This window comes from Kribbella sp., assembly GCF_035655035.1.
Classification (GTDB): Bacteria; Actinomycetota; Actinomycetes; order Propionibacteriales; family Kribbellaceae; genus Kribbella.
This window is the reverse complement of record NZ_DASRVN010000077.1, coordinates 1-21,306: the sequence shown is the minus strand read 5'-3', so window position 1 is coordinate 21,306 and position 21,306 is coordinate 1. Positions and strand designations below refer to the sequence as shown.

General features: G+C 69.5%; 22 protein-coding genes and 1 pseudogene. 9 read left to right on the top strand and 14 right to left on the bottom strand.

All coding sequences use genetic code 11. The annotated features are described in order from the left end of the window. Positions 1 to 193: 193 nt before the first annotated feature. A complete protein-coding gene (locus VFF46_RS04895) occupies positions 194 to 799 on the top strand; it encodes a LuxR C-terminal-related transcriptional regulator (RefSeq protein ID WP_325035809.1) in 606 nt (201 codons plus the stop codon). An 88-nt stretch (positions 800 to 887) separates the two neighbouring features. Here the strand turns inward: VFF46_RS04895 and VFF46_RS04890 are convergent, their stop codons facing one another. Further along, a complete protein-coding gene (locus tag VFF46_RS04890) occupies positions 888 to 1,871 on the bottom strand; it encodes a CoA ester lyase (protein ID WP_325035808.1) in 984 nt (327 codons plus the stop codon). 127 nt (positions 1,872 to 1,998) lie between these two features. Between VFF46_RS04890 and VFF46_RS04885 the strand changes: the two genes are divergently transcribed. After that, positions 1,999 to 2,505, top strand: coding sequence for a hypothetical protein (locus tag VFF46_RS04885; protein WP_325035807.1), 507 nt, complete (start codon positions 1,999 to 2,001; stop codon positions 2,503 to 2,505). 17 nt (positions 2,506 to 2,522) lie between these two features. Here VFF46_RS04885 and VFF46_RS04880 read toward each other — a convergent pair whose 3' ends face one another. Beyond that, the gene (locus VFF46_RS04880) at positions 2,523 to 3,467 is read right to left on the bottom strand and encodes a transcriptional regulator TrmB (RefSeq protein WP_325035806.1); all 945 of its coding nucleotides are present in this window, start codon (positions 3,465 to 3,467) and stop codon (positions 2,523 to 2,525) included. Positions 3,468 to 3,573: 106 nt separating this feature from the next. Here VFF46_RS04880 and VFF46_RS04875 point away from each other — a divergent pair, with 106 nt between their 5' ends. From VFF46_RS04875 to VFF46_RS04855, 5 genes are all read left to right on the top strand, one after another. Then, the gene (locus VFF46_RS04875; protein ID WP_325035805.1) at positions 3,574 to 4,848 is read left to right on the top strand and encodes a magnesium transporter MgtE N-terminal domain-containing protein; all 1,275 of its coding nucleotides are present in this window, start codon (positions 3,574 to 3,576) and stop codon (positions 4,846 to 4,848) included. Further along, positions 4,838 to 5,350, top strand: coding sequence for a DUF1003 domain-containing protein (locus VFF46_RS04870; protein WP_325035804.1), 513 nt, complete (start codon positions 4,838 to 4,840; stop codon positions 5,348 to 5,350). Before VFF46_RS04875 ends, VFF46_RS04870 begins: the two co-directional genes overlap by 11 nt. Before the next feature lie 45 nt (positions 5,351 to 5,395). Continuing rightward, positions 5,396 to 6,295, top strand: coding sequence for a zinc metalloprotease HtpX (htpX, locus tag VFF46_RS04865; RefSeq protein ID WP_325035803.1), 900 nt, complete (start codon positions 5,396 to 5,398; stop codon positions 6,293 to 6,295). Between the two features lie 169 nt (positions 6,296 to 6,464). After that, the gene (gene pspAB / locus VFF46_RS04860) at positions 6,465 to 7,028 is read left to right on the top strand and encodes a PspA-associated protein PspAB (protein WP_325035802.1); all 564 of its coding nucleotides are present in this window, start codon (positions 6,465 to 6,467) and stop codon (positions 7,026 to 7,028) included. Between the two features lie 240 nt (positions 7,029 to 7,268). Then, positions 7,269 to 8,414, top strand: a complete 1,146-nt coding sequence (locus VFF46_RS04855; protein WP_325035801.1) for an Mrp/NBP35 family ATP-binding protein — start codon at positions 7,269 to 7,271, stop codon at positions 8,412 to 8,414. Here the strand turns inward: VFF46_RS04855 and VFF46_RS04850 are convergent. Further along, a complete protein-coding gene (locus VFF46_RS04850; RefSeq protein ID WP_325035800.1) occupies positions 8,388 to 8,978 on the bottom strand; it encodes a TetR/AcrR family transcriptional regulator in 591 nt (196 codons plus the stop codon). The genes VFF46_RS04855 and VFF46_RS04850 overlap by 27 nt on opposite strands. A gap of 89 nt (positions 8,979 to 9,067) precedes the next feature. Here VFF46_RS04850 and VFF46_RS04845 point away from each other — a divergent pair, with 89 nt between their 5' ends. Then, positions 9,068 to 9,487 (top strand): hypothetical protein, encoded by a 420-nt coding sequence (locus tag VFF46_RS04845; RefSeq protein ID WP_325035799.1) that lies wholly within the window; start codon positions 9,068 to 9,070, stop codon positions 9,485 to 9,487. A gap of 11 nt (positions 9,488 to 9,498) precedes the next feature. On the opposite strand, the gene VFF46_RS04840 is transcribed toward VFF46_RS04845, so the two are convergent. The 7 genes from VFF46_RS04840 to VFF46_RS04810 all read right to left on the bottom strand — a co-directional run bounded on the left by VFF46_RS04840 (position 9,499) and on the right by VFF46_RS04810 (position 17,204). Next, on the bottom strand, positions 9,499 to 9,834 hold the full coding sequence (locus VFF46_RS04840; protein ID WP_325035798.1) for a sec-independent translocase: 336 nt from the start codon (positions 9,832 to 9,834) through the stop codon (positions 9,499 to 9,501). Positions 9,835 to 9,890: 56 nt separating this feature from the next. Further along, entirely contained in the window at positions 9,891 to 11,198 is a 1,308-nt protein-coding gene (locus VFF46_RS04835; RefSeq protein ID WP_325035797.1) for a S1C family serine protease, read from the bottom strand. Positions 11,199 to 11,609: 411 nt separating this feature from the next. Next, positions 11,610 to 12,662 carry a transcriptional regulator gene (locus VFF46_RS04830; protein ID WP_325035796.1) on the bottom strand — a complete coding sequence of 351 codons (1,053 nt, stop codon included), beginning with the start codon at positions 12,660 to 12,662 and terminating at the stop codon, positions 11,610 to 11,612. Between the two features lie 3 nt (positions 12,663 to 12,665). Further along, positions 12,666 to 13,307 carry a zf-HC2 domain-containing protein gene (locus tag VFF46_RS04825; RefSeq protein ID WP_325035795.1) on the bottom strand — a complete coding sequence of 214 codons (642 nt, stop codon included), beginning with the start codon at positions 13,305 to 13,307 and terminating at the stop codon, positions 12,666 to 12,668. Beyond that, positions 13,304 to 13,969, bottom strand: a complete 666-nt coding sequence (gene sigE / locus VFF46_RS04820) for an RNA polymerase sigma factor SigE (protein ID WP_325035794.1) — start codon at positions 13,967 to 13,969, stop codon at positions 13,304 to 13,306. Before sigE ends, VFF46_RS04825 begins: the two co-directional genes overlap by 4 nt. 150 nt (positions 13,970 to 14,119) lie before the next feature. Then, positions 14,120 to 14,341 (bottom strand): biotin/lipoyl-binding carrier protein, encoded by a 222-nt coding sequence (locus VFF46_RS04815; protein WP_325035793.1) that lies wholly within the window; start codon positions 14,339 to 14,341, stop codon positions 14,120 to 14,122. A 100-nt stretch (positions 14,342 to 14,441) separates the two neighbouring features. Further along, the gene (locus tag VFF46_RS04810; protein WP_325035792.1) at positions 14,442 to 17,204 is read right to left on the bottom strand and encodes a sugar-binding protein; all 2,763 of its coding nucleotides are present in this window, start codon (positions 17,202 to 17,204) and stop codon (positions 14,442 to 14,444) included. Positions 17,205 to 17,303: 99 nt separating this feature from the next. On the opposite strand from VFF46_RS04810, the gene VFF46_RS04805 reads away from it, so the two are divergent. Continuing rightward, positions 17,304 to 18,302: a LacI family DNA-binding transcriptional regulator gene (locus VFF46_RS04805; protein ID WP_325035791.1), complete on the top strand. Its 999-nt coding sequence runs from the start codon at positions 17,304 to 17,306 to the stop codon at positions 18,300 to 18,302. Here VFF46_RS04805 and VFF46_RS04800 read toward each other — a convergent pair. The 4 genes and pseudogenes from VFF46_RS04800 to VFF46_RS04785 all read right to left on the bottom strand — a co-directional run. Beyond that, on the bottom strand, positions 18,275 to 19,138 hold the full coding sequence (locus tag VFF46_RS04800) for an NAD(P)-dependent oxidoreductase (protein ID WP_325035790.1): 864 nt from the start codon (positions 19,136 to 19,138) through the stop codon (positions 18,275 to 18,277). The genes VFF46_RS04805 and VFF46_RS04800 overlap by 28 nt on opposite strands. Next, positions 19,135 to 20,028, bottom strand: a complete 894-nt coding sequence (locus tag VFF46_RS04795) for a carbohydrate ABC transporter permease (protein ID WP_325035789.1) — start codon at positions 20,026 to 20,028, stop codon at positions 19,135 to 19,137. Before VFF46_RS04795 ends, VFF46_RS04800 begins: the two co-directional genes overlap by 4 nt. Next, positions 20,025 to 20,867 carry a sugar ABC transporter permease gene (locus tag VFF46_RS04790; RefSeq protein ID WP_325035788.1) on the bottom strand — a complete coding sequence of 281 codons (843 nt, stop codon included), beginning with the start codon at positions 20,865 to 20,867 and terminating at the stop codon, positions 20,025 to 20,027. The genes VFF46_RS04795 and VFF46_RS04790 overlap by 4 nt, the downstream gene beginning before the upstream one ends. Before the next feature lie 34 nt (positions 20,868 to 20,901). Beyond that, positions 20,902 to 21,306, bottom strand: a pseudogene (locus tag VFF46_RS04785) (sugar ABC transporter substrate-binding protein); the annotation flags it as partial.

Below are 21,306 nucleotides of genomic sequence, written 5' to 3'. Positions count from 1 at the left end.
TTCGCCCACATCGCCCCGAACTACACGGTCCTCGGCCACGTGATCGCCGGCATGTCCACCTTCGACCGGATGGTCGCCGCCGGCATCGCCGACCCCGACCAGGACGGCCCGCCCGCGAAGCCGATCCGCATCTACAAGGTGTGGACGCACTAGGGGGAGGGTAATTCGCGCCCCCAGGCACTAGCTTGTGCTTGTGGGCACACGTGGACGGCCCCGGCACCCCGACGTCCTGACCCCGGCCGAGTGGCAGGTCGTGGACGCGGTCCGGCACGGGATGCGGAACCGGGAAATCGCGCAGCGGCGCGGAGTGAGCGTCGACGCGGTGAAGTTCCACGTCGCGAACGCGGTACGGAAGCTCGGCCTGAACCGGCGGGCCGAGCTCCGGACGTGGCGCGGGGTGCCGGTGGACAGTTCCCTACGGGGTCAGGGAGGTACGGAGATGGTGCAGCTGGGGGCGATCGGGCAGATCGCGCGGCTCGTGAGTGACATCGGCACGGCGACGGAGTTCTACGGCGGGGTGCTGGGGTTGCCGCATCTCTACACGTTCGGGGATCTGGCGTTCTTCGACTGTGGTGGGACCCGGCTGTTCCTGCGTGCCACCGACGACCGCGGTGAGCAGTCGATCCTCTACTTCCGGGTCGCCGACATCAACGTGGCCTACGACGAGCTTCGGGAGCGTGGGGTGGAGTTCGAGGCCGCGCCGCACCTGATCCACAAACACGACGACGGGGTCGAGGAATGGATGGCGTTCTTCCCCGACCCCGACGGTCAGCTGCTGGCGATCATGGCGCAGGTCTAGGGCGTGTCTGACAATTCCGCGCCGTAGCGAGGAGGTGCTCGGTGCGGCGAGATGCCGTGCCGAGTGCCCCGCAGTAGGCGGGGAATTGTCAGACACGCCCTAGGTCGGCCGGGGGCTGCCAGACGTCGGTGCGGGTGAGGCCGGCGGCGCGGCCCTTGGCGGAGATGACGAGGGCCATCTTGCGGCTGGCCTCGTCGATCATCTCGTCGCCGAGCATCACCGCGCCGCGGGTGCCGCCGGCGGCGGACGTGTAGTGGTCGTAGGCATCGAGGATGTTCTCGGCGTGGTCGTAGTCGTCCTGGCGCGGCGAGTAGACCTCGTTGGCGGCGGCGATCTGGTCGGGGTGCAGGACCCACTTGCCGTCGAAGCCCAGCGCGGCGGAGCGGCCGGCCACCCGGCGGAAGCCTTCGACGTCCTTGATCTGCAGGTACGGTCCGTCGATCGCCTGCTTGCCGTGGGCGCGGGCGGCCATCAGGATCTGCATCAGGATGTAGTGGTACGCGTCGCCGACGTCGTACCCGGGCGGCTGCTCGCCGACCACCAGCGACTTCATGTTGATCGACGCCATGAAGTCGGCCGGGCCGAAGATGATCGTCTCGACCCGCGGCGAGGCCTGGGCGATCGCGTTCACATTGGTCAGGCCGAGCGCGTTCTCGATCTGCGCCTCGATCCCGATCCGGCCGGGTTCGTACCCATGTACCTTCTCCAGCTGGGTGAGCAGCAGGTCGAGCGCGACCACCTGCTCGGCGGTCTGCACCTTCGGCAGCATGATGCAGTCCAGGTTCGCCCCGGCGCCGCCGACGACCTCGATCACGTCGGCGTACGTCCACTCGGTGGTCCAGTCGTTCACCCGGACGACCCGGAGCTTGTTCCCCCAGCCGCCCTCGTTGAGCGCGGCGACGATGTTCTTCCGGGCGTCCGGCTTGGCCAGCGGCGCGACCGAGTCCTCGAGGTCCAGGAACACCTGGTCCGCGTCCAGCCCCTTCGCCTTGGCCAGGAACCGCGGGTTCGACCCCGGGGTGGCCAGACACGACCGCCTGCTGCGCAATCCCTTGTCCGTCACCTTGTCCACCACAGCCGACCTCCACTCGGTTACCCACCGGTCACCGGCAGCGTACGGCGTCCGCCGCCACGGCCCCGGTGACCCGGCTCACTTCCCCTCCGAGTGTGTCCCGATTCACCGTGTGACACTGGGTCCTGTGAGCATCGAGGACATCGCCGGCGTGATGAAGAAGGCCGGACTGGTCTGGCTGGCCTGGGACGGCCGCCGCCCGGTCCCGGCCTGGTTCGCGAACGTCGACGGGCACTACGTCGTACTCGCGGACTCGTCCGACGGCGCGGAGCAGCCACTGCCCGGACTCGCAACGGCCGGCTCCGCGACGGTCGCCGTACCGGCCAAGCCCGCCATGAACCACCTGGCGACCTGGAACGCGACCGTACGGCGCCTGGAGCCCGGCAGCGACGAGTGGACCGCCGCCGCACAGGTACTACGTACCGAGCGGCTCAACGCAGCGGACCTGGACACCCAGCTGGAACGCTGGCGTACCCAGGCAGACATCCTCGTCCTGGACCCGACAGGCGACGTCACGAGCCAGTACGACGACACGCCCCGGGCCGAGGCACCAGCACCGACCAGAGCCACCACCCGCGGCGCGCCTCCGAAGACCTTGCACCGCCGGATCCGCCGTCGCCCCAGACTGAGCTAGTTGCCGTCAGCAATCGGTCAGAGCCAGCCGCGGTCGCGAGCGTGCCAGCCGAGCTGGAGGCGGGAGCGCGAGTGGGTCTGTTCCATCAGCTGCTGTACGCGTCTGGCTACGGTACGGCGGCTGATGCCAAGGCGGGCGCCCGCGGCGTCGTCTGTCAGTCCTGCGACCAGCAGCGACAGCAGGTGCCTGTCCTCCGCGGACATGGCCTCTTCGGGCTTCAGGTTGTCGGAGTCCGTGACCCTCAGTGGGCTGGCTCTGTTCCACACGGTCTCGAACAGGGCGACCAGCGCGTCCAGCAGGCTGCAGGCGTGCACCAGCAGTGCAGCGTCCTGTGCAGGGGTCGCCCAGTCCAGTGGCAGGAGTGCCAGCTCGCGGTCCGCGATGGCCAGCTTGGTCGGCAGCATGTCCGCGATCCGCGCCTGCTCCCCGGCCCGGACGTGGCTGACCGCGCTGGCAGCGAGCACCGCGTCGGCGAGGGCGGAGTTGTCGTAGACCACCCGGTACGCCACGCCCGCGCCCTGCCGGGCCAGCTGCGTCCGGTTCACCTCGGCCGACGCGACGTACGGCGGGGCGACCAGCTCGCGCATCTCGGCACGGGCCGACCGCTGGACCCGGTCGAACGCCAGCGCGACCGCGCTCTCGCCGGTGACGATCTCGATCAGCTCCTCGGTCCGCCGCACGCCGCCCTGCCGGGTCGCCTCGGCGGCCAGCCGGTACGCCGACTTCCGGATCCGCTCGAACTCGTCCTCCTGCCGCCGGATCAGCTGGTCCACGGCCAGCTCCGGCGGCACCGGCACGATCAGCTCGCCCGGCGGCGGCGTACGGTGCACGAAACCCTCGGCCAGCAGCACGTCGACGGCCCGCTGGACGTCCGGCAGCGGCCGGCCCAGCCGCCGGCACAGGTCCACGGGTGCCGCGGCACCACGGCGGATCAGGTCCAGGTACGCCGTTTCCTCATCCACACCCAGGCCGGTGGATCCCAGGATCGCCACCCCACTTCGTCGTCGCCCGCCAAGTCTACGAAGCGTCCTCAGCCGAGACCCCGGCTCGGGGGGTTAGCCTTCCGGCATGACTGGATCACCGTCGCGGGTGTACGTCGCTCGGCTCGCAGGGCTGCCGGTGTACGACCCCAACGGCGACCAGGTCGGCAAGGTGCGGGACGTGGTCGCCATGATGCGCCAGGGCGACCAGCCGCCGCGGGTGCTCGGCCTGGTCGTCGAGGTGTTCACCCGGCGCCGCATCTTCCTCCCGATGACCCGGGTGACCTCCGTGGACGTCGGGCACGTCATCACCACCGGCCTGCTCAACATGCGGCGCTTCGAGCAGCGTCCGACCGAAGTGCTCGTCCTGGGCGAGCTGCTGGACCGGACAGTCACCATTGCGGACACAGGCGCCACGGCGATCGTGTTCGACATGGCGATGGAGCAGTGGCGGACCCGGGACTGGCTGCTGACCAAGGTGGCGGTGCGGGAGGGCTCCAAACGGTTCCGCCGCCGCGGCCAGACGCATGTGCTCGACTGGAGCGACGTCAGCGGGTTCACCCAGGTGGAAGAGGGCCAGGGCGCCACCCACATCCTCGCGGCGTTCGAGTCGATGCGCCCGGCCGACCTGGCCGGCGTACTGCACGACCTGTCGGCCAAGCGCCGTAAGGAGATCGCGGCGGCGCTCAACGACGAGCGGCTGGCCGACGTACTCGAAGAGCTACCCGAGGACATCCAGGTCGAGATCCTCGACGGTCTGGACACCGAACGCGCCGCGGACGTGCTGGAGGAGATGTCCCCGGACGACGCAGCCGACCTGATCGCCGAGTTGCCTACGGAGACCGCAGAGCGGCTGCTGACGCTGATGGAGCCTGAGGAAGCAGAAGACGTACGGCGGCTGCTCACGTACGAAGAGCACACCGCAGGCGGTCTGATGACGTCAGAGCCCGTCATCCTGCCTGTAGACGCCACTGTGGCCGATGCGCTCGCCCACGTACGCAACGCGGACCTCAGCCCGGCCCTGGCCGCCATGATCTACGTCTGCCGTCCACCGCTCGAAACACCGACAGGACGGTTCATCGGCATCGGCCACATCCAGCGGCTGCTCCGCGAACCCCCGTCCGAGCTGGTGTCCGCGGCACTCGACACCGACCTGGACGGCCTCCGTCCTGACGACGGCCTGCAGACCGTCAGCAAGTACCTCGCCACGTACAACCTGGTCGCCGCACCGGTGCTCGACGACGAGGGCCGGCTGCTCGGGGCCGTGACGGTGGACGACGTACTCGACCATCTGCTCCCGGACGACTGGCGGGAGCACGATCACCCGGACACGCCGCAGGAGGTGGGCCACGATGGCACGTGACGACCACAGGACGCTGCGCGGGAGTACCCGGCTCGACGTACCGCGGGACTGGCGGCGGACGTTCGTACCGCGGCCGACGTACGACGCGGACGCGTTCGGCCGGCTGTCCGAGCGGATCGCGCGCTTCCTCGGCACCGGGCAGTTCCTGGTCTACATGACCGTGACGATCCTGTTCTGGATCGGCTGGAACATCTTCGCCCCGGGGAACCTGCGCTTCGACCAGTACCCGTTCATCTTCCTGACGCTGGCGCTCAGCCTGCAGGCGTCGTACGCCGCGCCGCTGATCCTGCTCGCGCAGAACCGGCAGGAGGCCCGGGACCGGGTGCAGTACGACCGGGACCGCGACGTCGACGCCCGTACCCGTGCCGACATGGAGTTCCTGGCCCGCGAGATGGCGTCGCTGCGGATGGCGGTCGGCGAGGTCGCCACCCGCGACTTCCTGCGCTCCGAGCTGCGCTCGCTGCTGGCCGATCTCGACACGCGCGAGGAGGATCGGGTTTGACCCCGAGCTACTCTCACTATCAGGTGTGAGGAAGAAGGACGTGGGATGAAGACTCGATTCGCGCCCGACCGGGGGCTGTCCAGCCGGATGGTGATCACGAGCTTCCTGCTCGGACTGCTGTACGTCGCGTTCGTGGCGCTGCTGATCGCGCTGACCCGCAGCGCCGTGCTGGCCGTGGTCATCGCGGGCGGCATGCTGTTCGCGCAGTACTGGTTCTCCGACAAGATCGCGCTCTACGCGATGCACGGGCGGATCGTCACGCCCGAGGAGGCGCCGCAGCTGCACGGTGCGATCGACCGGCTCTGCGCGCTGGCCGACATGCCGAAGCCGCGGGTGGCGATCGCCGACGTCGACCTGCCGAACGCGTTCGCGACCGGCCGGAACCCGAACAACGCGGTGGTCTGCGTGACCACCGGCATCATGCGCCGGCTCGACCAGGACGAGCTGGAGGGCGTGCTGTCGCACGAGCTCTCGCACGTCGCGCACCGGGACGTCGCGGTGATGACGATCGCGTCGTTCCTCGGCGTACTGGCCGGGCTGATCACCCGCTTCGGGCTGTACGGCGGCCTCGGCCGGGGCAACCGCGACCAGAACGCGGCGCTGGTGATGCTGACCGTGATCGCGGTGTCGGTCGCCGTGTACGCGATCTCGTTCCTGCTCACCCGGGCACTGTCCCGCTACCGCGAACTGGCCGCCGACCGCGCCGGCGCGATGCTCACCGGCAGACCGTCCACGCTGGCGTCCGCGCTGACCAAGATCAGCGGGGACATCGCCCGGATACCGTCGCGCGACCTCCGCCAGGCGCAGGCGTTCAACGCGTTCTTCTTCGCCCCGGCGATCTCCGGCGGCAAGAGCGTCTCGGCCCTGTTCTCCACGCACCCGTCCCTCGAGACACGCCTGGAGCGCCTCGGCACCCTCTCCCGCGAGCTGGGCGAGCAAGCTTAGGGTAGGTCGGCCGATCTCACGCCGTAGCGAGCAGGTGCTCGGTGCGGTAGCTCGGCGCACGGGGGCGAAGGTCTCGATGCGGAGCATCGTGGCCTTTGCACCCGTGCGGCGAGCTGCCGTGCCGGGTGCCGCGCAGTAGGCGTGAGATCGGCCGACCTACCCTCGAGCCATGGGCCTTCTCGACATCCTGCTCGGGCGCAGCAAGGCTGTGCCGCCGAACCTCGATCAGCTGTTCTCGCTTCCGTCGGCCGCGATCACCCTGGAGACCGCGGCCGACTACCGTCCGACCGGGAGCGGGTCGGTGTGCTTCAAGGCCGCCGAGGGCGGTGGATTCACCGCGCTCCGGGACGAGGTCGACAAGCTGCTCGCGCTCGACAACGGCAAGTTCACCAGTACGACGGACTCGTACGGCTTCACCTGGCTGGTCCGCCAGACGGCCCCTGACGACCTGGAAACGCTGGTCACCGACCTGCACGCCGTGAACACGTCCCTGGTCGACGCAGGCTTCGGCAGCGCCCTCCTGTGCACCCTGGTCGCCTTCACCAACGGCACCGAGCCCCTGGGCCTGGTCTACCTCTACAAACGCGGCTCCTGGTACCCCTTCGTCCCGGTCGGCACCGACCGCCGCGACAACGCCAAAGAGCTCCAGATCAGATCAGTAGTAGGCGCCGACCTCAACTTCGAACAAGACCTCTCCCGCTGGTTCCCCATCTACGGCGCCCCCGGCCTCTAACCCCCGGCCCCCGCCGCCCAACCGCCCAACACACGAGTGGATATCCGCTCTCGTTGGGGGTTCTGCGGTGGTATGCGAGCGAAGAACCCCCCACGCGAGTGGATATCCACTGGTGTTGGGGCGGGCGGGGTGGCTGGGTGCGCGGGTAGCAGCGCGGCGCGGGGCTGCGTGTGCTGCTGTCGGAGGTATGTCACATGGACCGTGGTCGGGTGGGGTGGGGTTAGCACGTAGCCTTGGGGCATGGCTGCCACTGCTGAGCAGGTGACCGCGGCGCTCGGTGGAGTGCTCGATCCCGAGATCAAGAAGCCGATCACGGACCTGGGGATGGTCGAGTCCGTTGTCGTGCGGGACGACGGCGTGGTCGCCGTGCGCGTCCTGCTGACCGTCGCCGGGTGTCCGATGAAGGACACGTTGCGCCGCGACGTGACGGCCGCGGTGAGCAAGCTCGACGGTGTCACGGGGGTGGAGATCGACCTCGGGGTGATGTCGACCGAGCAGCGGGCGGCCCTGCAGACCCAGTTGCGTGGCGGCGTGGCCGAGAAGGAGATCCCGTTCTCCCGGCCCGACTCGCTGACCAAGGTGTTCGCGATCGCCTCCGGCAAGGGTGGCGTCGGCAAGTCGTCCGTCACGGTCAACCTGGCGGTCGCGATGGCCCGGCAGGGCCTGTCGGTCGGCGTGCTGGACGCGGACATCTACGGCCACTCGGTGCCGGCCATGTTCGGTGTCGCGGACGAGCGCCCGACGGCCGTGGACGACATGATCATGCCGGTGCCCGCGCACGGCGTGAAGGTGATCTCGATCGGCATGCTGAAGCCGAAGCGCGACCAGGTGGTCGCCTGGCGCGGCCCGATCCTGGACCGCGCGCTCGTCCAGATGCTCGCGGACGTGTACTGGGGCGACCTCGACGTACTGCTCCTGGACCTCCCGCCGGGCACCGGCGACATCGCGATCTCGGTCGGCCAGCGGCTGACCAGCGCCGAGGTGATCGTCGTGACCACCCCGCAGGAGGCCGCCGCGGAGGTGGCCGAGCGGGCCGGCACGATGGCCCAGATGGTGCACCAGCGGGTGGCCGGCGTGGTCGAGAACATGTCGTACCTGCCCTGCCCGCACTGCGGTCCCGAGCACCGGATCGAGATCTTCGGCTCCGGCGGCGGCACCCGGGTCGCGGAGACGCTGTCCGCGCGCCTGGGCTACCAGATCCCGCTGCTCGGCGAGATCCCGCTCGACGAGCGGCTCCGCTCCGGCGGCGACCTCGGCCGGCCGCTCGCCATGGCGGACCCGGACACCCCGGCCGCGCAGATGCTCGACAAGATCGCCGCCACCCTCGGCGGCAAGCCCCGCGGCCTGCTCGGCCGCCAGCTAGGCCTCTCCCCCGCCGGTCGCTGACCAGATCGGCCGGAGTACGTCGAGCCCTTCCTCGACGTACTCCGCGACCGGGCGGACGCCGCCGTCCAGGTACCACTGCTCGAGCGCCGAGAAGTACCCGAAGACCAGCGCGTTCGCGGCCACCCGTGCCTGCGTCGCGCTGAGGTGCCCGCCGGTCATCAGCGGGGCGATCCGCTGACTCGCGCGGTCCAGTGACGCGCAGAACGCCGTCCGGACCGACGGCTCGCTGAAGAAGTACCGGATCCGCCGCCACGGGATCGGCTCCCCCTCGTCCGGCGCGACCTCGTAGTCGCGGACGATCCGCGTCATCGTGCCGACCGGATCCGCCGGGTCGAACAGCTCCTCGAGCGCCTCCTGGCTCATCGTGTCGAACTCGTCGGCGACGATCAGCCCTTCCTTGGTGCCGAAGTACCGGTACACCGACGACGGCGACACCTCGGCCGCGGCGGCGATCTCCTCGATCGTCACCGCCCCGAACCCGCGCTCGTCGAACAGGTCGAGCGCGCGCTCCTGGATCGTCCGCCGTGCCTTCAGACGCCAGCGTTCCCGCAGACCGGTAGCCATGCCCCGACCTTAGAGACAGTTCCACGCTTCAGCAAGTGACTCTCCAAAAATCTTGACCGCAAGCCACTGCCGTCCGTACAGTCACTTGCATGAGACAGTCACTTTCAGAAAAGCGCTCGGCACTCATCGCCGTCGGGCTCTCGCTCCTGATCGCCGTGATCGCGATCATCGACCAGGCGGGCAGCCGCAGCCTGGCCGAGCACGCCTCGAGCGGGTACGCGGCGTACGGCAAACACGTCTCCGCAGGCGTCCTCTACGGCATGCTGTACGCCGTTGCCGTCGTCGACGCCCCGCTCTGGCTCCTGGTCGCGGGACTGGCCCGCTCACACCGTCTGGTCGCAGGCGGCATCGGCGTACTCGTCGTACTGCTGACGGCCTCGCTCGGCATCACCCTGCTGGCCGCGTCGGAGTACGGCGTACACCCGTACCCGCCGCTCTGGGGCCTGCTGGCGCTGCTGCCCGCGATCGCCGGTGCGGTCGCTACGGCGCTGCTCTTCCGGCGACGGTGATCAGGAAGTGATCAGGTCGACTCGGGGTCGAACGGCGGCTTGGCGCCGGCCGGGAGGCGTTGCGGGGTGTTGTCGCTCATCTCGCTGACCGACTTGACCTCGTCCTCGATCGGGTCGAGGAGGTGCTTGCGGACGAAGTTCTTCGGGTTCAGGTCCTGGAGCTCGAGATCGGCGTACTCCGGGCCGAGCTCGTTGCGCAGGTCGTTCTGCGCGTTGTTCACCATCTGCCGGACCTGGCGCAGCAGGCGGCCGGCCGTCCGGGCGAATTCCGGGAGCCGGTCAGGTCCGAAGACGAGTACGGCGACGATCGCGATCACGACCAGTTCCAGTGGCCCGATGCCGAACATGTCCTCACCTCTCCGTACGTTCGCGACCAGCCTATCCCCAGACCGGCTGGCGTGCCTCAGCCGATCTGCTGGCCGAGCGTGAGCGTAACCGTCCGGGAACGTCCGGCGCGCTCGTACGCGAGCCGGACCGCCTCCCCCGGCTGATGCGTGCGGATCGCGACGATCAGCACCTCGGCGCTGTCCACCGCCTGGTTGTTGATCGCGGTGATCACGTCACCGACCTGCAGCCCGGCCTTCGCGGCCGGCGAGCGCGGCGTCACCGCGCTGACCCGGCCGCCACCCTCGAAGGTCATGTCGACGCTGGCCCCGATCACCGGGTACGACGCCTGGCCGGTGGCGATGATCTGCTGCGCGGTGCGCCGGGCCTGGTCGATCGGGATCGAGAATCCGAGCCCGATGCTCCCGCTCTGCCCCTGGCCGGCGCCGGGAACGGTGGCGATCGCGGAGTTCACGCCGATCACCCGCGCGTTCATGTCGACCAGCGGGCCACCCGAGTTGCCCGGGTTGATCGCCGCGTCGGTCTGCAGCGCGCTGATGTACGACGACGCCTGGCTGGGGTCGTCGCCGGTCGTCACCGGACGGTTCTTCGCCGAGATGATGCCGGACGTGACGGTGCCGGCCAGCCCGAGCGGCGAGCCGATCGCGACCACGTCCTGCCCGACGATCGCCGCCTCCGAACGGCCGAACTGCACCGACGGGGCGGTGATCCCGGTGACCTGGACGATGGCCAGGTCGTACGCCGGTGACCGGCCGACCAGCCGGGCGGTCGCGGTCTTGTTGTCGTTGGTGACGACCTGGATCGAGCCGCCCTTGGCCGCGGACTCGACCACGTGGTTGTTGGTCAGGATGTGGCCGAGGTTGTCGATCACGAACCCGGAGCCGGTCGCGTCGGAGTTGTCCGCGCCTTGCACCTTCAACTGAACGACGCTGGGCAGCAGCGCGGCGGCGACGGCGGACACCGAGCCCGTCCGGATCCTGGGGTTCGCGCCGGTGCCGACCGGCGGGTCGGGCTGCTGCGCGATCGGGGCGTTGTTGCCGTCCAGGGCGACGACGGCGGTAGCCGCGCCGGCGCCGGCGATGACGCCGATGACCAGCGCGACCAGGGCGGCGATCGTGACGACGCGGTTCACCTTCGGCGGCTCGGACGTGTACGAGCGGGCCTGCTGCTGGTGCCAGTCGGCCGGTGGCGGCGGGAGGTACGCGGGCCGGTACGGCGGTTGCTCGGTCGGCCAGGCCTGGCCCTGGTAGAGCGGGCGGAATGCGGCCGGTTGCGGCTCCGGACGCCCGAAGCTGCGCTGCGTGGTGGAACGGCCACCGTTCGTCTGCCGGTAGGCGGAGTCGGAGCCCGGCGGCTGCAACGGCATCGCCCCCGTTCCCGGGGCAGGCGGCGTCAACGCGGACAACGGCGAACCGGCCCCCGCAGCCGGTCCGGCCGCGGCCGTCCCACTCGCCTCGGGTCCCGCGGAGGTGGGCCCGCTCGACGCGAGGCCCGGAGCAGCTGCGCCGCTCGACGCGAGACCCGGAGCAGTTGGGCCGCTCGGCGGGAGACCCGGAGCAGTTGGGCCACTCGGCGGGAGGCTCGGGGAGGCCGGGGCGTTCGGCGGGAGGGTGGGGGAAGTGGGCGTGGTCGGCTGAGGCGCGGTCGGTTCCGCGGTCGCCGGATGTGGAACTGTCGGCTCGGCGTCGTCGCTCATAGACGGTCCCCGCCTCACGTCTTCGTCGTGGTCATCGGCCGGAAGCCGCCCGGCGGTAACCGGAGGTGCTTCCAGATCTGATTATCCCAGCTTCGGGGAGAGTGCACCCATCGGAGTGAGCCAGGTCGCGATTTTGGCCAGCCCGGTCCCCAGCCGCTGGATCGCGGACAGCTTCTCCGGCAGGTCGTGCGGGAACGCCCGGACCACCTGTCCGAGCTGGTCCGGCGGCAGGTCACCGATCAGCGTGTACACGATTCCCCCCGAGGACCAGACGACGTACGACGGCATCCCGTACCGCAAGTAGACACCAGGGCTGTCCGTCGTGCTGTAGCCCCGCACCGCGGACGGGTCCAGCCGCCCGCGCTGCTCGAACAGCGACACGTTGAACAGCCCGTCGGAGTACGAGAACTGCAGGGACCCGTTGGTGGTGTCCTGGTGCACGTCGTAGAGCGTCAGCGAGGACGGCAGGTCCGGAGCGCACACCCAGCCGGCGGAGCGCAGGTCGTCGACCTTGCCCATGCCGACCGCCTCGACACCGCTCGGCAGCATCGGCGGCAGGTGACCGAGGAACTCGGAGCCCTCGATCTCCAGCTCGGTGAACACGGTCGCGCGCACCATCGTCTTGCCGTCCGCGCTGAACAGCTGACGCTGCAGCAGCAGCCCGGTGGCCTTGTCGATCCAGAACCTGGCCGCCAGCGTCCCGTCGTCGCGCAACGCCTCCACGAGGATCGCGGCCCGGCCGATCAGGTCGGTGCAGCACTTGTCGACCAGCTGGTACGTCGATTGCAGCAAGGCGAGCGGCCCACCGTCGATCGCGGCGTCCGTGGTCGTGGCCCGCTGCACGAACGCCTTCGCGCCGGGCGCGGACGAGCCGAGCACGCTGATCTCGGAGCCCTGTGACGCCGCGTGCAGGATGTCGAACATCGCCGAGCTGGCGCCCTGCGGTCCCCAGGCGGTGATGATCTGGGTGCCGTGGTACGAGACGTGGTTCGGAGCGGCGGCCGCCCTGCGCAGCCAGCTGACCGCGGTCGGCGAGTCAGGCTTGGAGGACTCGGGTACGGCGGCAGCGGAGGTGGGCAGGCCGAGGCCGATCAGGGCGGTGCTGACCAGGATGGCGAGCCGGGAGAGGCTCACCGGTCAGCGCCCGGTCAGGGCCACCGGCCGCAGCGTCGAGCCCATGGTCGGGCCCATGGTCGGGCTCAGACTAGGGCTGAGCCCCGCGTACCCCGTCGGGCTGTAGGTACTCATCAGCGCGACCGGGTCCGCGAACGGCGCTCCGCCGGACGTGCTCGCGTGGTCGGAGGAGAAGCTCGCGACCGGCGGCTGCAGCGTCGGCGGCTGCTCCGAGCGGGACGGGTCGCCGACGACGAACGCCGTACCCAGCAGGGAGGCCACGGCCGCGGCCGAGCCGGCCGCACCGAGCACGCCGGCGCGGCGGCGGGAGCGCGAACGGGTCGTCCCCGGCCGGGTGCCACCCGACCGCCCGGCCGGGAACGCGGACCGCTGCGGGAACAGGCTGACCGCCGGCGTGAGGACCGGACGGACCTCCTCCCGCGGCTCGGTGGAGAACGACGAGACGCCCATCAGGCGCTGCATCAGGTCGGTGGGAGCGTCCGGCGACTCCAGCGCGGCCATCCGCGCCTTCAGCCGGCGCTGCGCGTCCACCTCGGTGCGGCAGCTGTCGCAGCCGACCAGGTGGCTCAGCACGCGGTCCCGGGAGTCGTGGTCGAGCTCACCGTCGACGACCGCGCTCAGCTTGTCCAGCGGGTGCTGCGTCATCCGAGGTCACCCCCGTCGAACAGTCCGTCGGTGGGCGGGCCGCCGACGCGGGTCTGGCCGGACCGCGGGGCCCGGTGCTCGAGGTGCTTGCGCAGCATCGACCGGCCGCGGTGGATCCGGCTCCGGACGGTGCCGAGCTTCACGTCCAGGACGTCCGCGATCTCGTCGTACGTCATGCCCTCGATGTCGCAGAGCACGACGGCGGCCCGGAAGTCCTCGGGCAGCGCGTCGAGCGCGTCCTGCACGTCGTGGTCGAACAGGTCCGAGTCCAGCTTCTCGGCCGGGCCCTCGCCCTTGGCCGGCAGCCGGTCGTGGGCGTCCTCGGGCAGGCCGTCGAAGCGGATCCGCTGCTTGCGGCGGGCGCCGTCCAGGAACAGGTTCGTGGTGATCCGGTACAGCCAGCCCTCGAAGGTGCCCGGCGTGTACGACGACAGCGAGCGGAAGACCCGGACGAAGACCTCCTGGGTCAGGTCCTCGGCGTCGTGCTTGTTGCCGGTCAGCCGGTACGCCAGCCGGTAGACGCGGGCGGAGTGCGTACGGACGATCTCGTCCCACGACGGCAGCGCGTCCGGCGCGGCCTGCGGCGTAGCGACCGTCGAGGTGTCGAACGGCTTCACCGCAACGCCTCCCTGGGTCCTCTCGGCAATAAGCGTGAAGGCCATGGTGCCGCGGTCACCGTCCTCTGCGCACGTCGGGAAAACCCGGGCTGGACCCTGGTTTGTTCGTACGACGGCTCAACGCGGCGCCGCGACCGGAAGTTCCCGGCCCGTGGCTTCATCTCTAGAGACGCGTAGGAGGGCATTTCGGTTGAATCACTTCTCGTCGATCACGGCAATGGGGTCGCCGTCGCGGACGACTTCGCCCTCGGCGACCTTCAGTTCACTGATGGTGCCCGCCACCTCGGCCAGCACCGGGATCTCCATCTTCATGGACTCCAGGATGACCAGGGTGTCGTCGGGCCGCACCGTGTCGCCGGCCTTGGCCGTGACCTTCAGCACGTTGGCCACCAGCTCGGCCAGCACGGTGTGACTCATGACCTGATCCTAGGCGGTGCCCTGATCGTTGGTGGCAGAGGTTCGGCGTAGGTGCCCCTCGGGCAGCGGTTCCGGGGCACCTACGCCGAGTCGGTGGCGGCTACCGCGCGGCAGCCGGGTCCAGCCGGATGGCGTTGAACAGGGCCGGGTTCTTGGTCTCCGCGACCCCCTTGCCCCAGCTCAGCCAGCCACGGCGGCCGGTGCCGTCGTTCTCGTTCACCACGACGGTGGCCGACAGCAGCCGGTCCTTGGCCGCGAACCCGAGCGTGCTCCACGGCACAGCGATCTCGTACGTCGTGGTGTGCGCGGCCTCGTCCCGCACCACCTTGGCCTGGACGCCCGGCGGCACACCGGCCTGGCTGGTCGGTGTCCAGCGCCACGTGTCCACCGGACCGGCGTCGGTCAACGCCACACCGATCTCCTGCGCCGATGTGGCTTCACCAGGTGCACCGGCCGTCATCCCTAGCTGGATCCCGTCCCCGCCCCAGATGTTCCCGCCTCGGTTCGGCTGCGAGAACACGTCGTCGGTGACCTTGGCGGACAGGTACAGGTTCTGGTCGTCATGCGTGAGCCATAGCTTCCCGGAGAGATCGCTGGGCCCACCCCAACCGGTAACGGGCGGCGTACCGGTCCCTTCCAACGCGATAGCAGGCTGCGCCGCAACCACTGGGTCAATGACCCCGTCCAGCTTCACGGTGTACCTCCTGGCAACCGTCGGTGAGGTCACCGGGCTCAACACACCAGCAGCCCGCACATCCGCCATCCCAGCCGACCTGACACTCGCAGACCAACTGGAAGCACCTGACAGGGTGATCGGCACGTCCACCTCTTGCGTGGCGTTCGCAGCAATCGTGGAACCAGCCAGCAACGTCCCAGACGCTGTACCGGACTGCCAGTCCAGCCCCGCCACCGCAATCGCGTGCGAAGAAGCATTCGTGACCCGGAACCGCAGCAGGTCCTTCCCACTCCCGTTCACGACATGGGAGCCCGTCACAGACAGCGGCGGCGTCGCCACACCAGTTGTGGAGACAAGCGCAACAGCCTGACCGTCAACGCTGACCGTTGCACGGTAAACGCGGGCACCTGTCGAGTCCTGCGCCGGGTACGAGACCCCCGCCGTAGCAGTCGCACCAGCAGCCGCCGATCCGCTCGTCTCAGCCCCGCCAGCAGCGACGGTGAACGAGTGCGCCACCGCATCGGGGTTGCTGAACGTCAGGGTGCCCGTAGCCGTGTCACCAGCGACCTCCGGCGCCACCGACAGCGCGAACCGGTTCGACGGCGCCACACCGCTGATCGCACCGCGTGCGTAGAACGGATCCGGTCCAGCGCTGACCCACACGTGCCCTCCGGCGTCAGCCGTCAGCGTGCTCGTCTCGCCGTACAGGCCGGTGATCTGGACCTGTGAGCCGGCAGGCGCCGCCAGGTTCACCAGTCCTGGCGTCGTCGACCAGACCGCATGCACGCTCTGCCCGCCACCTGCGTTGAAGGCCACGTCGTACCCGTTGCTGCCGAAGCGGGTCTGCCCGATCAGTGGCAGCTCGTCGATCTGGCGGGCCAGTACGGCGGTGGCGACGTACGACGGCTTGGGCACCAGCGCGCCGCGGGCGTCGAGCCGGTTGCGCACCATGCCGAATCGGTGCTCGACGTTCGACGGGTCGTTGCCGGAGTCCATGAAGTTGTAGGAGCTGTAGCGCGCCACACCGTTGCCGTAGGCGAGTAGCTGGCCGCGTACCAGGTCACGTGCCTGGGCCGGCTCCGACACCGCGCTGGGGTTCGTACCGGTCGCCCAGCCCTGCTCGGTGATGTAGATCGGCTTGCTGGAGCCGTGCGCCGCCATGATGCTGCGGATGGTGTTCACGTACGCCACCGAGGCCTCCGGGTCCAGCGGCTGCACGTACGGGTGAATCGTCACCGCGTCCACGTAGTCCAGCCCGCCCAGGTCCGCGAACTTGGTGAACCACCCCTGCCAGTCGTTGATGACCGCCAGCGACGGACCCGTCAGCTTCACGTCCGGGTGCTTCGCCCGTACTGCGGCGCTCACGGTCTTCAGCAGCGCGACGTAGTTCTCCGGGCTGGCCTTGGCGGCGCCGTTCGGGTCCCGCAGGTTCCACTCGTTCCACAGCTCGTACGTCGTGTGCTCGGTCCCGAACTCGTCGACCGCGGCGACGGCGTACCGCGCGAACGCGTCCCGCTGCTCGTCGGTCGACGGCGCCTCGTCCGGGTAGTACAGCGGGTTGCCGTAGTCCAGGATGTTCAGGAAGTCGACGTGGTTGGCGTCCAGCGCGGCCTTGTAGTTCTTGACGTTCTGCGGGAACTGGATGACGCCCTTGGTGGTCTCCGCGGCCGCCCAGAACGCCTCGTCGCGCGCGGTCGAGATACCGCCGTTCGCCAGCAGCGGTACGGCGTCCAGACCGGGATTGGCCACGCCCCCGAACCCCAGGGCGGTCGCCGTGCCGATCCGGGTGTCCGTGGACGTGGAGAAGTCGTGCGGCGTCAGTACGGCGAAGTCGGTACCGCCGAGCGTCGTCGTACCGTCCGATGCGACCGCTCTGAGGTCCGTCTGGTACCAGCCGGGCGTACTGATCGACAGGGGCAGCTGGCCGTTCAGCGTGGCGGCTGCTGCGGAGCCTTTGGCGACCTCGGTGCCACTGGCGTCCCGCACCGTCCAGTTGACGGTGGCTGCGTCGGTACTGAAGCCCAGCTTGACCTGCTGCCCGACGGTGAACGTGTTGCCGACCGTGGTCGGCGTGATCGTGAGGGTGGGCGCCGCGGTGGTCGCGGCGCGGGCGGGTGACTGCAGTACGGCGGCCAGCAACAGGCCGGCCGTGAGAAGACTGACTGCGCCGGAGCGGCGACGGGTCATGAAGTTCTCCTCCCAGGGAAGCGAAAGCGGTTTCGCAAATCACACCTTGATACCCGGCGCGCCCCGTGTCAACGGCTCGTTGCTGACTACGATGGGCAGATGGCCGACCAGGTGATCACGCTGTCCGATGTGGCCGCCGCGGCCGGTGTCTCGCTGTCGACGGCGTCGAAGGCGCTGAACGGCACCGACCGGATCTCCGAGGCCACCCGCGAGCACGTCCGGCTGACCGCGGACCGGCTGGGCTTCCGGCACAACGCCCTGGCCCGCTCGTTCGCCCGCGGCCGCAGCCAGACCATCGGCGTACTCACCCACCGCGCGTCGAACCCGTTCACCCGGGTGGTGCTGGCCACCGCCGCCACCGAGCTCGGCGCGAAGGAGCAGGCCATCCTGCTGTACGACGCGCGCATGGAGGAGCAGCACGACGTCACCGAGAGCATCCTGCAGCTGCGCGCCCGCCGGATCGACGGCGTGATCGTGATCGGGACCAGTACGTCGTTCCGCACTCCGTCGTTCACCAGCCGGTTCGACGTCCCGGTGATCAACGCGTTCACGGTCCCCGCGGACCCACAGGACACCACGATCACCGCCGACGACTTCGCCATCGGGCGGCTCGCGATCAGTCATCTGCTGGCCGGCGGCCGCCGCCGGATCGCGCATCTGACCGCGGAGCCGCACGACATCGCCGCCCAGCGGCGGGCCGAAGGCGCCGGTGAGCTGCTCGCCGAGGCCGGTCTCGAATGGGCGGCGCCGGTCCGTTTCGGGCGCTGGCGCGAGGAGTGGGGCGAGCAGGCGGCGGCCGAACTGCTGGCCGAGGTGCCCGACCTGGACGCGATCTTCTGCGGCAGCGACGCGATCGGCCGCGGTGTCGAGCGGGCCGTCCGGGCCAGCGGCCGGCAGGTGCCCGGTGACGTCGCGCTGATCGGCGTCGACAACTGGGAGAGCCTGATGCACGACCAGCGCGGCACCCGGCACCTGACCACGATCGACGTCGGCCTCGAGGAGATCGGCCGCCGGGTCGCCAACCGGCTGCTCGAGGGCAACCTCGAGCCCGGCGTCGAGTACGTCGAGCCTCACGTGGTCGTCGCGGACACCGTCTGATCGTGGATCGAGTACCGCGGCCGGAAGCCCAGCAGCTCCCGAGCCCGGGTGGTGTCGACCAACGACGCCCGTCCTTGCACAGCCCGCTTCAACGGCACGGTCGGTGCGTACTCGCGCAGGAGCTCGTCGGTCTGCCGATCGACGAGGATGTCGTCAGCCGCCAGCCCGACCACGTGCGCGCCGGCCGCGGGTGACTCGAGCGCGGCGACGATCGCCCGTACGCCGTCCCGCAGGTCCAGGTACGCCCAGCCTTCGCGGGCCATCGTGGACGGGTCCCGCTCGGCCATGGCCGCGAACTTGAGCAGCTCCTCGCGGCTCTTGACCAGCGGGAAGCGCAGTGCGATCACATCGGTGCCCCAACGCCGCCAGGCCATCCGTGCGCTCTGCTCGTCGACGCTTTTGGACAAGGAGTACGCGTCGGCGATGTCAGCCTCCACCTCCTCGTCCAGCGGGTAGTACGCCGGTGTCACGTCGTTCACGTTCATCGGTACGCCGAACGCGTTGATGCTGCTGGCTATCACGGCCCGGCGTACCTCCTGCTGCCCTGCTTGCGCCAGTACGTTGAACGTCGCCGCCACGTTGTTCTCGAACACCTCCTCCGGCGTACCGAGGCTGGGATGCGGAATGGCCGCCAGGTGCAGTACTGCGTCCACACCGTCGAGTGCGGCGGCTACGTCGGTCGCTGACCGCGCATCGCCGACCAGTGGACGGTCCGCGGTGCTGGTGTGGTCGTAGCGCAGCGACAGGCCGGTCACGTCGTACCCCGCCTGCTGCAGGCCGATGACGGCGGCACGGCCAATCGAACCGTCCGCACCGGTGACAAGGACGCGTTTCATGCCTTGATGCCCCCAGACAGGCCCACGCCACGCAGGAATGCTCGTTGGAAGACCAGGAACAGCAGGACGGGGATCAGCAGTGCGAGGAAGAGGCCGGCCAGTTGGATGTTGAGTTCGGTCACTTTGGCGATCTTGGGTAACGCGACCGAGACCGGCTGCAGATCCGGGTTCGTCAGCACCAGCAGGGGCCACAGGTAGTCCTTCCAGGAGGAGATGATGCTGAGCAGTACGACCACGCCGAGGATCGGCCGCGACAGCGGGAGCACGATCGAGGTGAACACCCGGATCGGCCCGGCGCCGTCGATCCGCGCGGCTTCGAAGTACTCACGCGGGATGCTGTCGAAGAACCGCTTCACGATCAGCACGTTGAACGCACTGGCCGCGGGTGGCAGCCAGACCGCCCAGAACGTGTTGGTGAGGTTGGTGTGCACCACGGGCAGCTTGAGCACGGTCAGGTACAGCGGGACGAGCGAGACGATGTGCGGGACGAACAGGGTTGCCAGGATCGCCGCGGACAACAGCACACCCCACCGCGGCCGGAGCACGCTCAGCACGTACCCGGCGGTCGTACAGACGATCAGCGACACCACCGCCGAACCCGCCGCGATGTAGGCGGTGTTGCCGAGGTAGTAGCCGATGTGGCCCTGTTGCCACGCCGTGGCGAGGTTGTGCCACTCCACGCGGCCGGACGGGAACCAGCCCAGCGGTGAACGGATGCTGTCCTGCGTCGGCGAGATCGCTGCCTTGAGCAGCCACAGCATCGGCCCGAGACCGGCAACGAGCAGCCCGATCAGGACGACGACCTGCCCGATGACGAACGGCGCCCGTACCCGGGAGAGCTTGCGGTCCGCGTCCGACAGCGCACCGCGCTCGGCGCTGGCCGCACTCATGCGGTGCTCCAGCCACGGGTCGCCAACTGGAACACACCCGACAGCACGGCCAGCGCCAGCGCCAGCAGGACACTCAACGCGGTCGCGGCACCGTAGTCCCCGTTGACGAAAGCGTAGTTGTAGATCAGCAACAGAATCGTCATCGTCGACCCCTGCGGCCCGCCGCCGGTGAACAACAGCGGCTCGGTGAACAGCTGCATCGTCCCGATCACCTGCAGCAGCAGCATCAACAGCAGCACCCCGCGCAGGTGCGGCAACATGACATGCCACACCCGCCGCACGACCCCGGCACCGTCCAGCTCCGCCGCCTCGTACAGGTCCGCGCGCACCGACGTCAGCGCGGCCAGATAGATGATCACCGCGTTGCCCGCACCCGCCCAGGTCGCCTCCAGCACGATCGACGGCATCGCCGACGACGGACTGTCCAGCCACGGATACGGCCCCAGACCCACCACGCCCAGGACGGTGTTGAACATGCCCGTCGGTGACGGGTCGTAGAAGAACCGCCACAGCAAAATCGCGACCACCGGCGGCGTCATCACCGGCAGATACGCCAGCGTCGTGTACAGCCACGACCTGCCACGCAACTCCGACAAGAACATCGCCAGCAACACCGGCACCGGGAAACCGAACAACAAAGCCAGCAAGGTGAACCACAGCGTGTTCAACGACGCCTGACCAACACCAGGATCCGTCAGCACATACCGGAAGTTGTCCAGCCCCACCCACCTGACCGGATCGACCAGGTTGGTCTGCTGCAGACTCATCACGAGGCCCTTGACGATCGGGCCCCACGAGAACACCACGAAGATCACCAGCACCGGCAGCGCGAACAGCACAGCCGGTACTCCGTTGCGCAGACGGCGAAGCAACTCAGCGCCCGAGCTTCGCGTCCACGGTGCCCGCGGCCTTGCTGAGCAGCGAGGCGATGTCGGCCTTCTCGTTGCCCAGCACGGTCTGCACGACCGGGTCCAGCGCGGCATACACCTCCTGAGCCTTCACCGGCGGCTCAGGAATGATCTTCTGGTCGGCCGCCACCTTCGTGTACGGCGCGAACTGGGCCAGCGGCACGTTGACGTACGGCTTGATCCAGGACTGGTACTTCGAGTACTGGTCGGCCGCGACCACCGGCAGCCCCGGTACGCCGACCGGCAGCTTCGCCGCGACACCGTTCTTGGCGGTCGTGACCGCGGCGGTCTCGTCGACGTACTTGTTCAGGTAGTTGAACCGGATCCACTTGATCGCCGCCGCCTGCTCGGCCTCGGTCGCGCTCGGGCT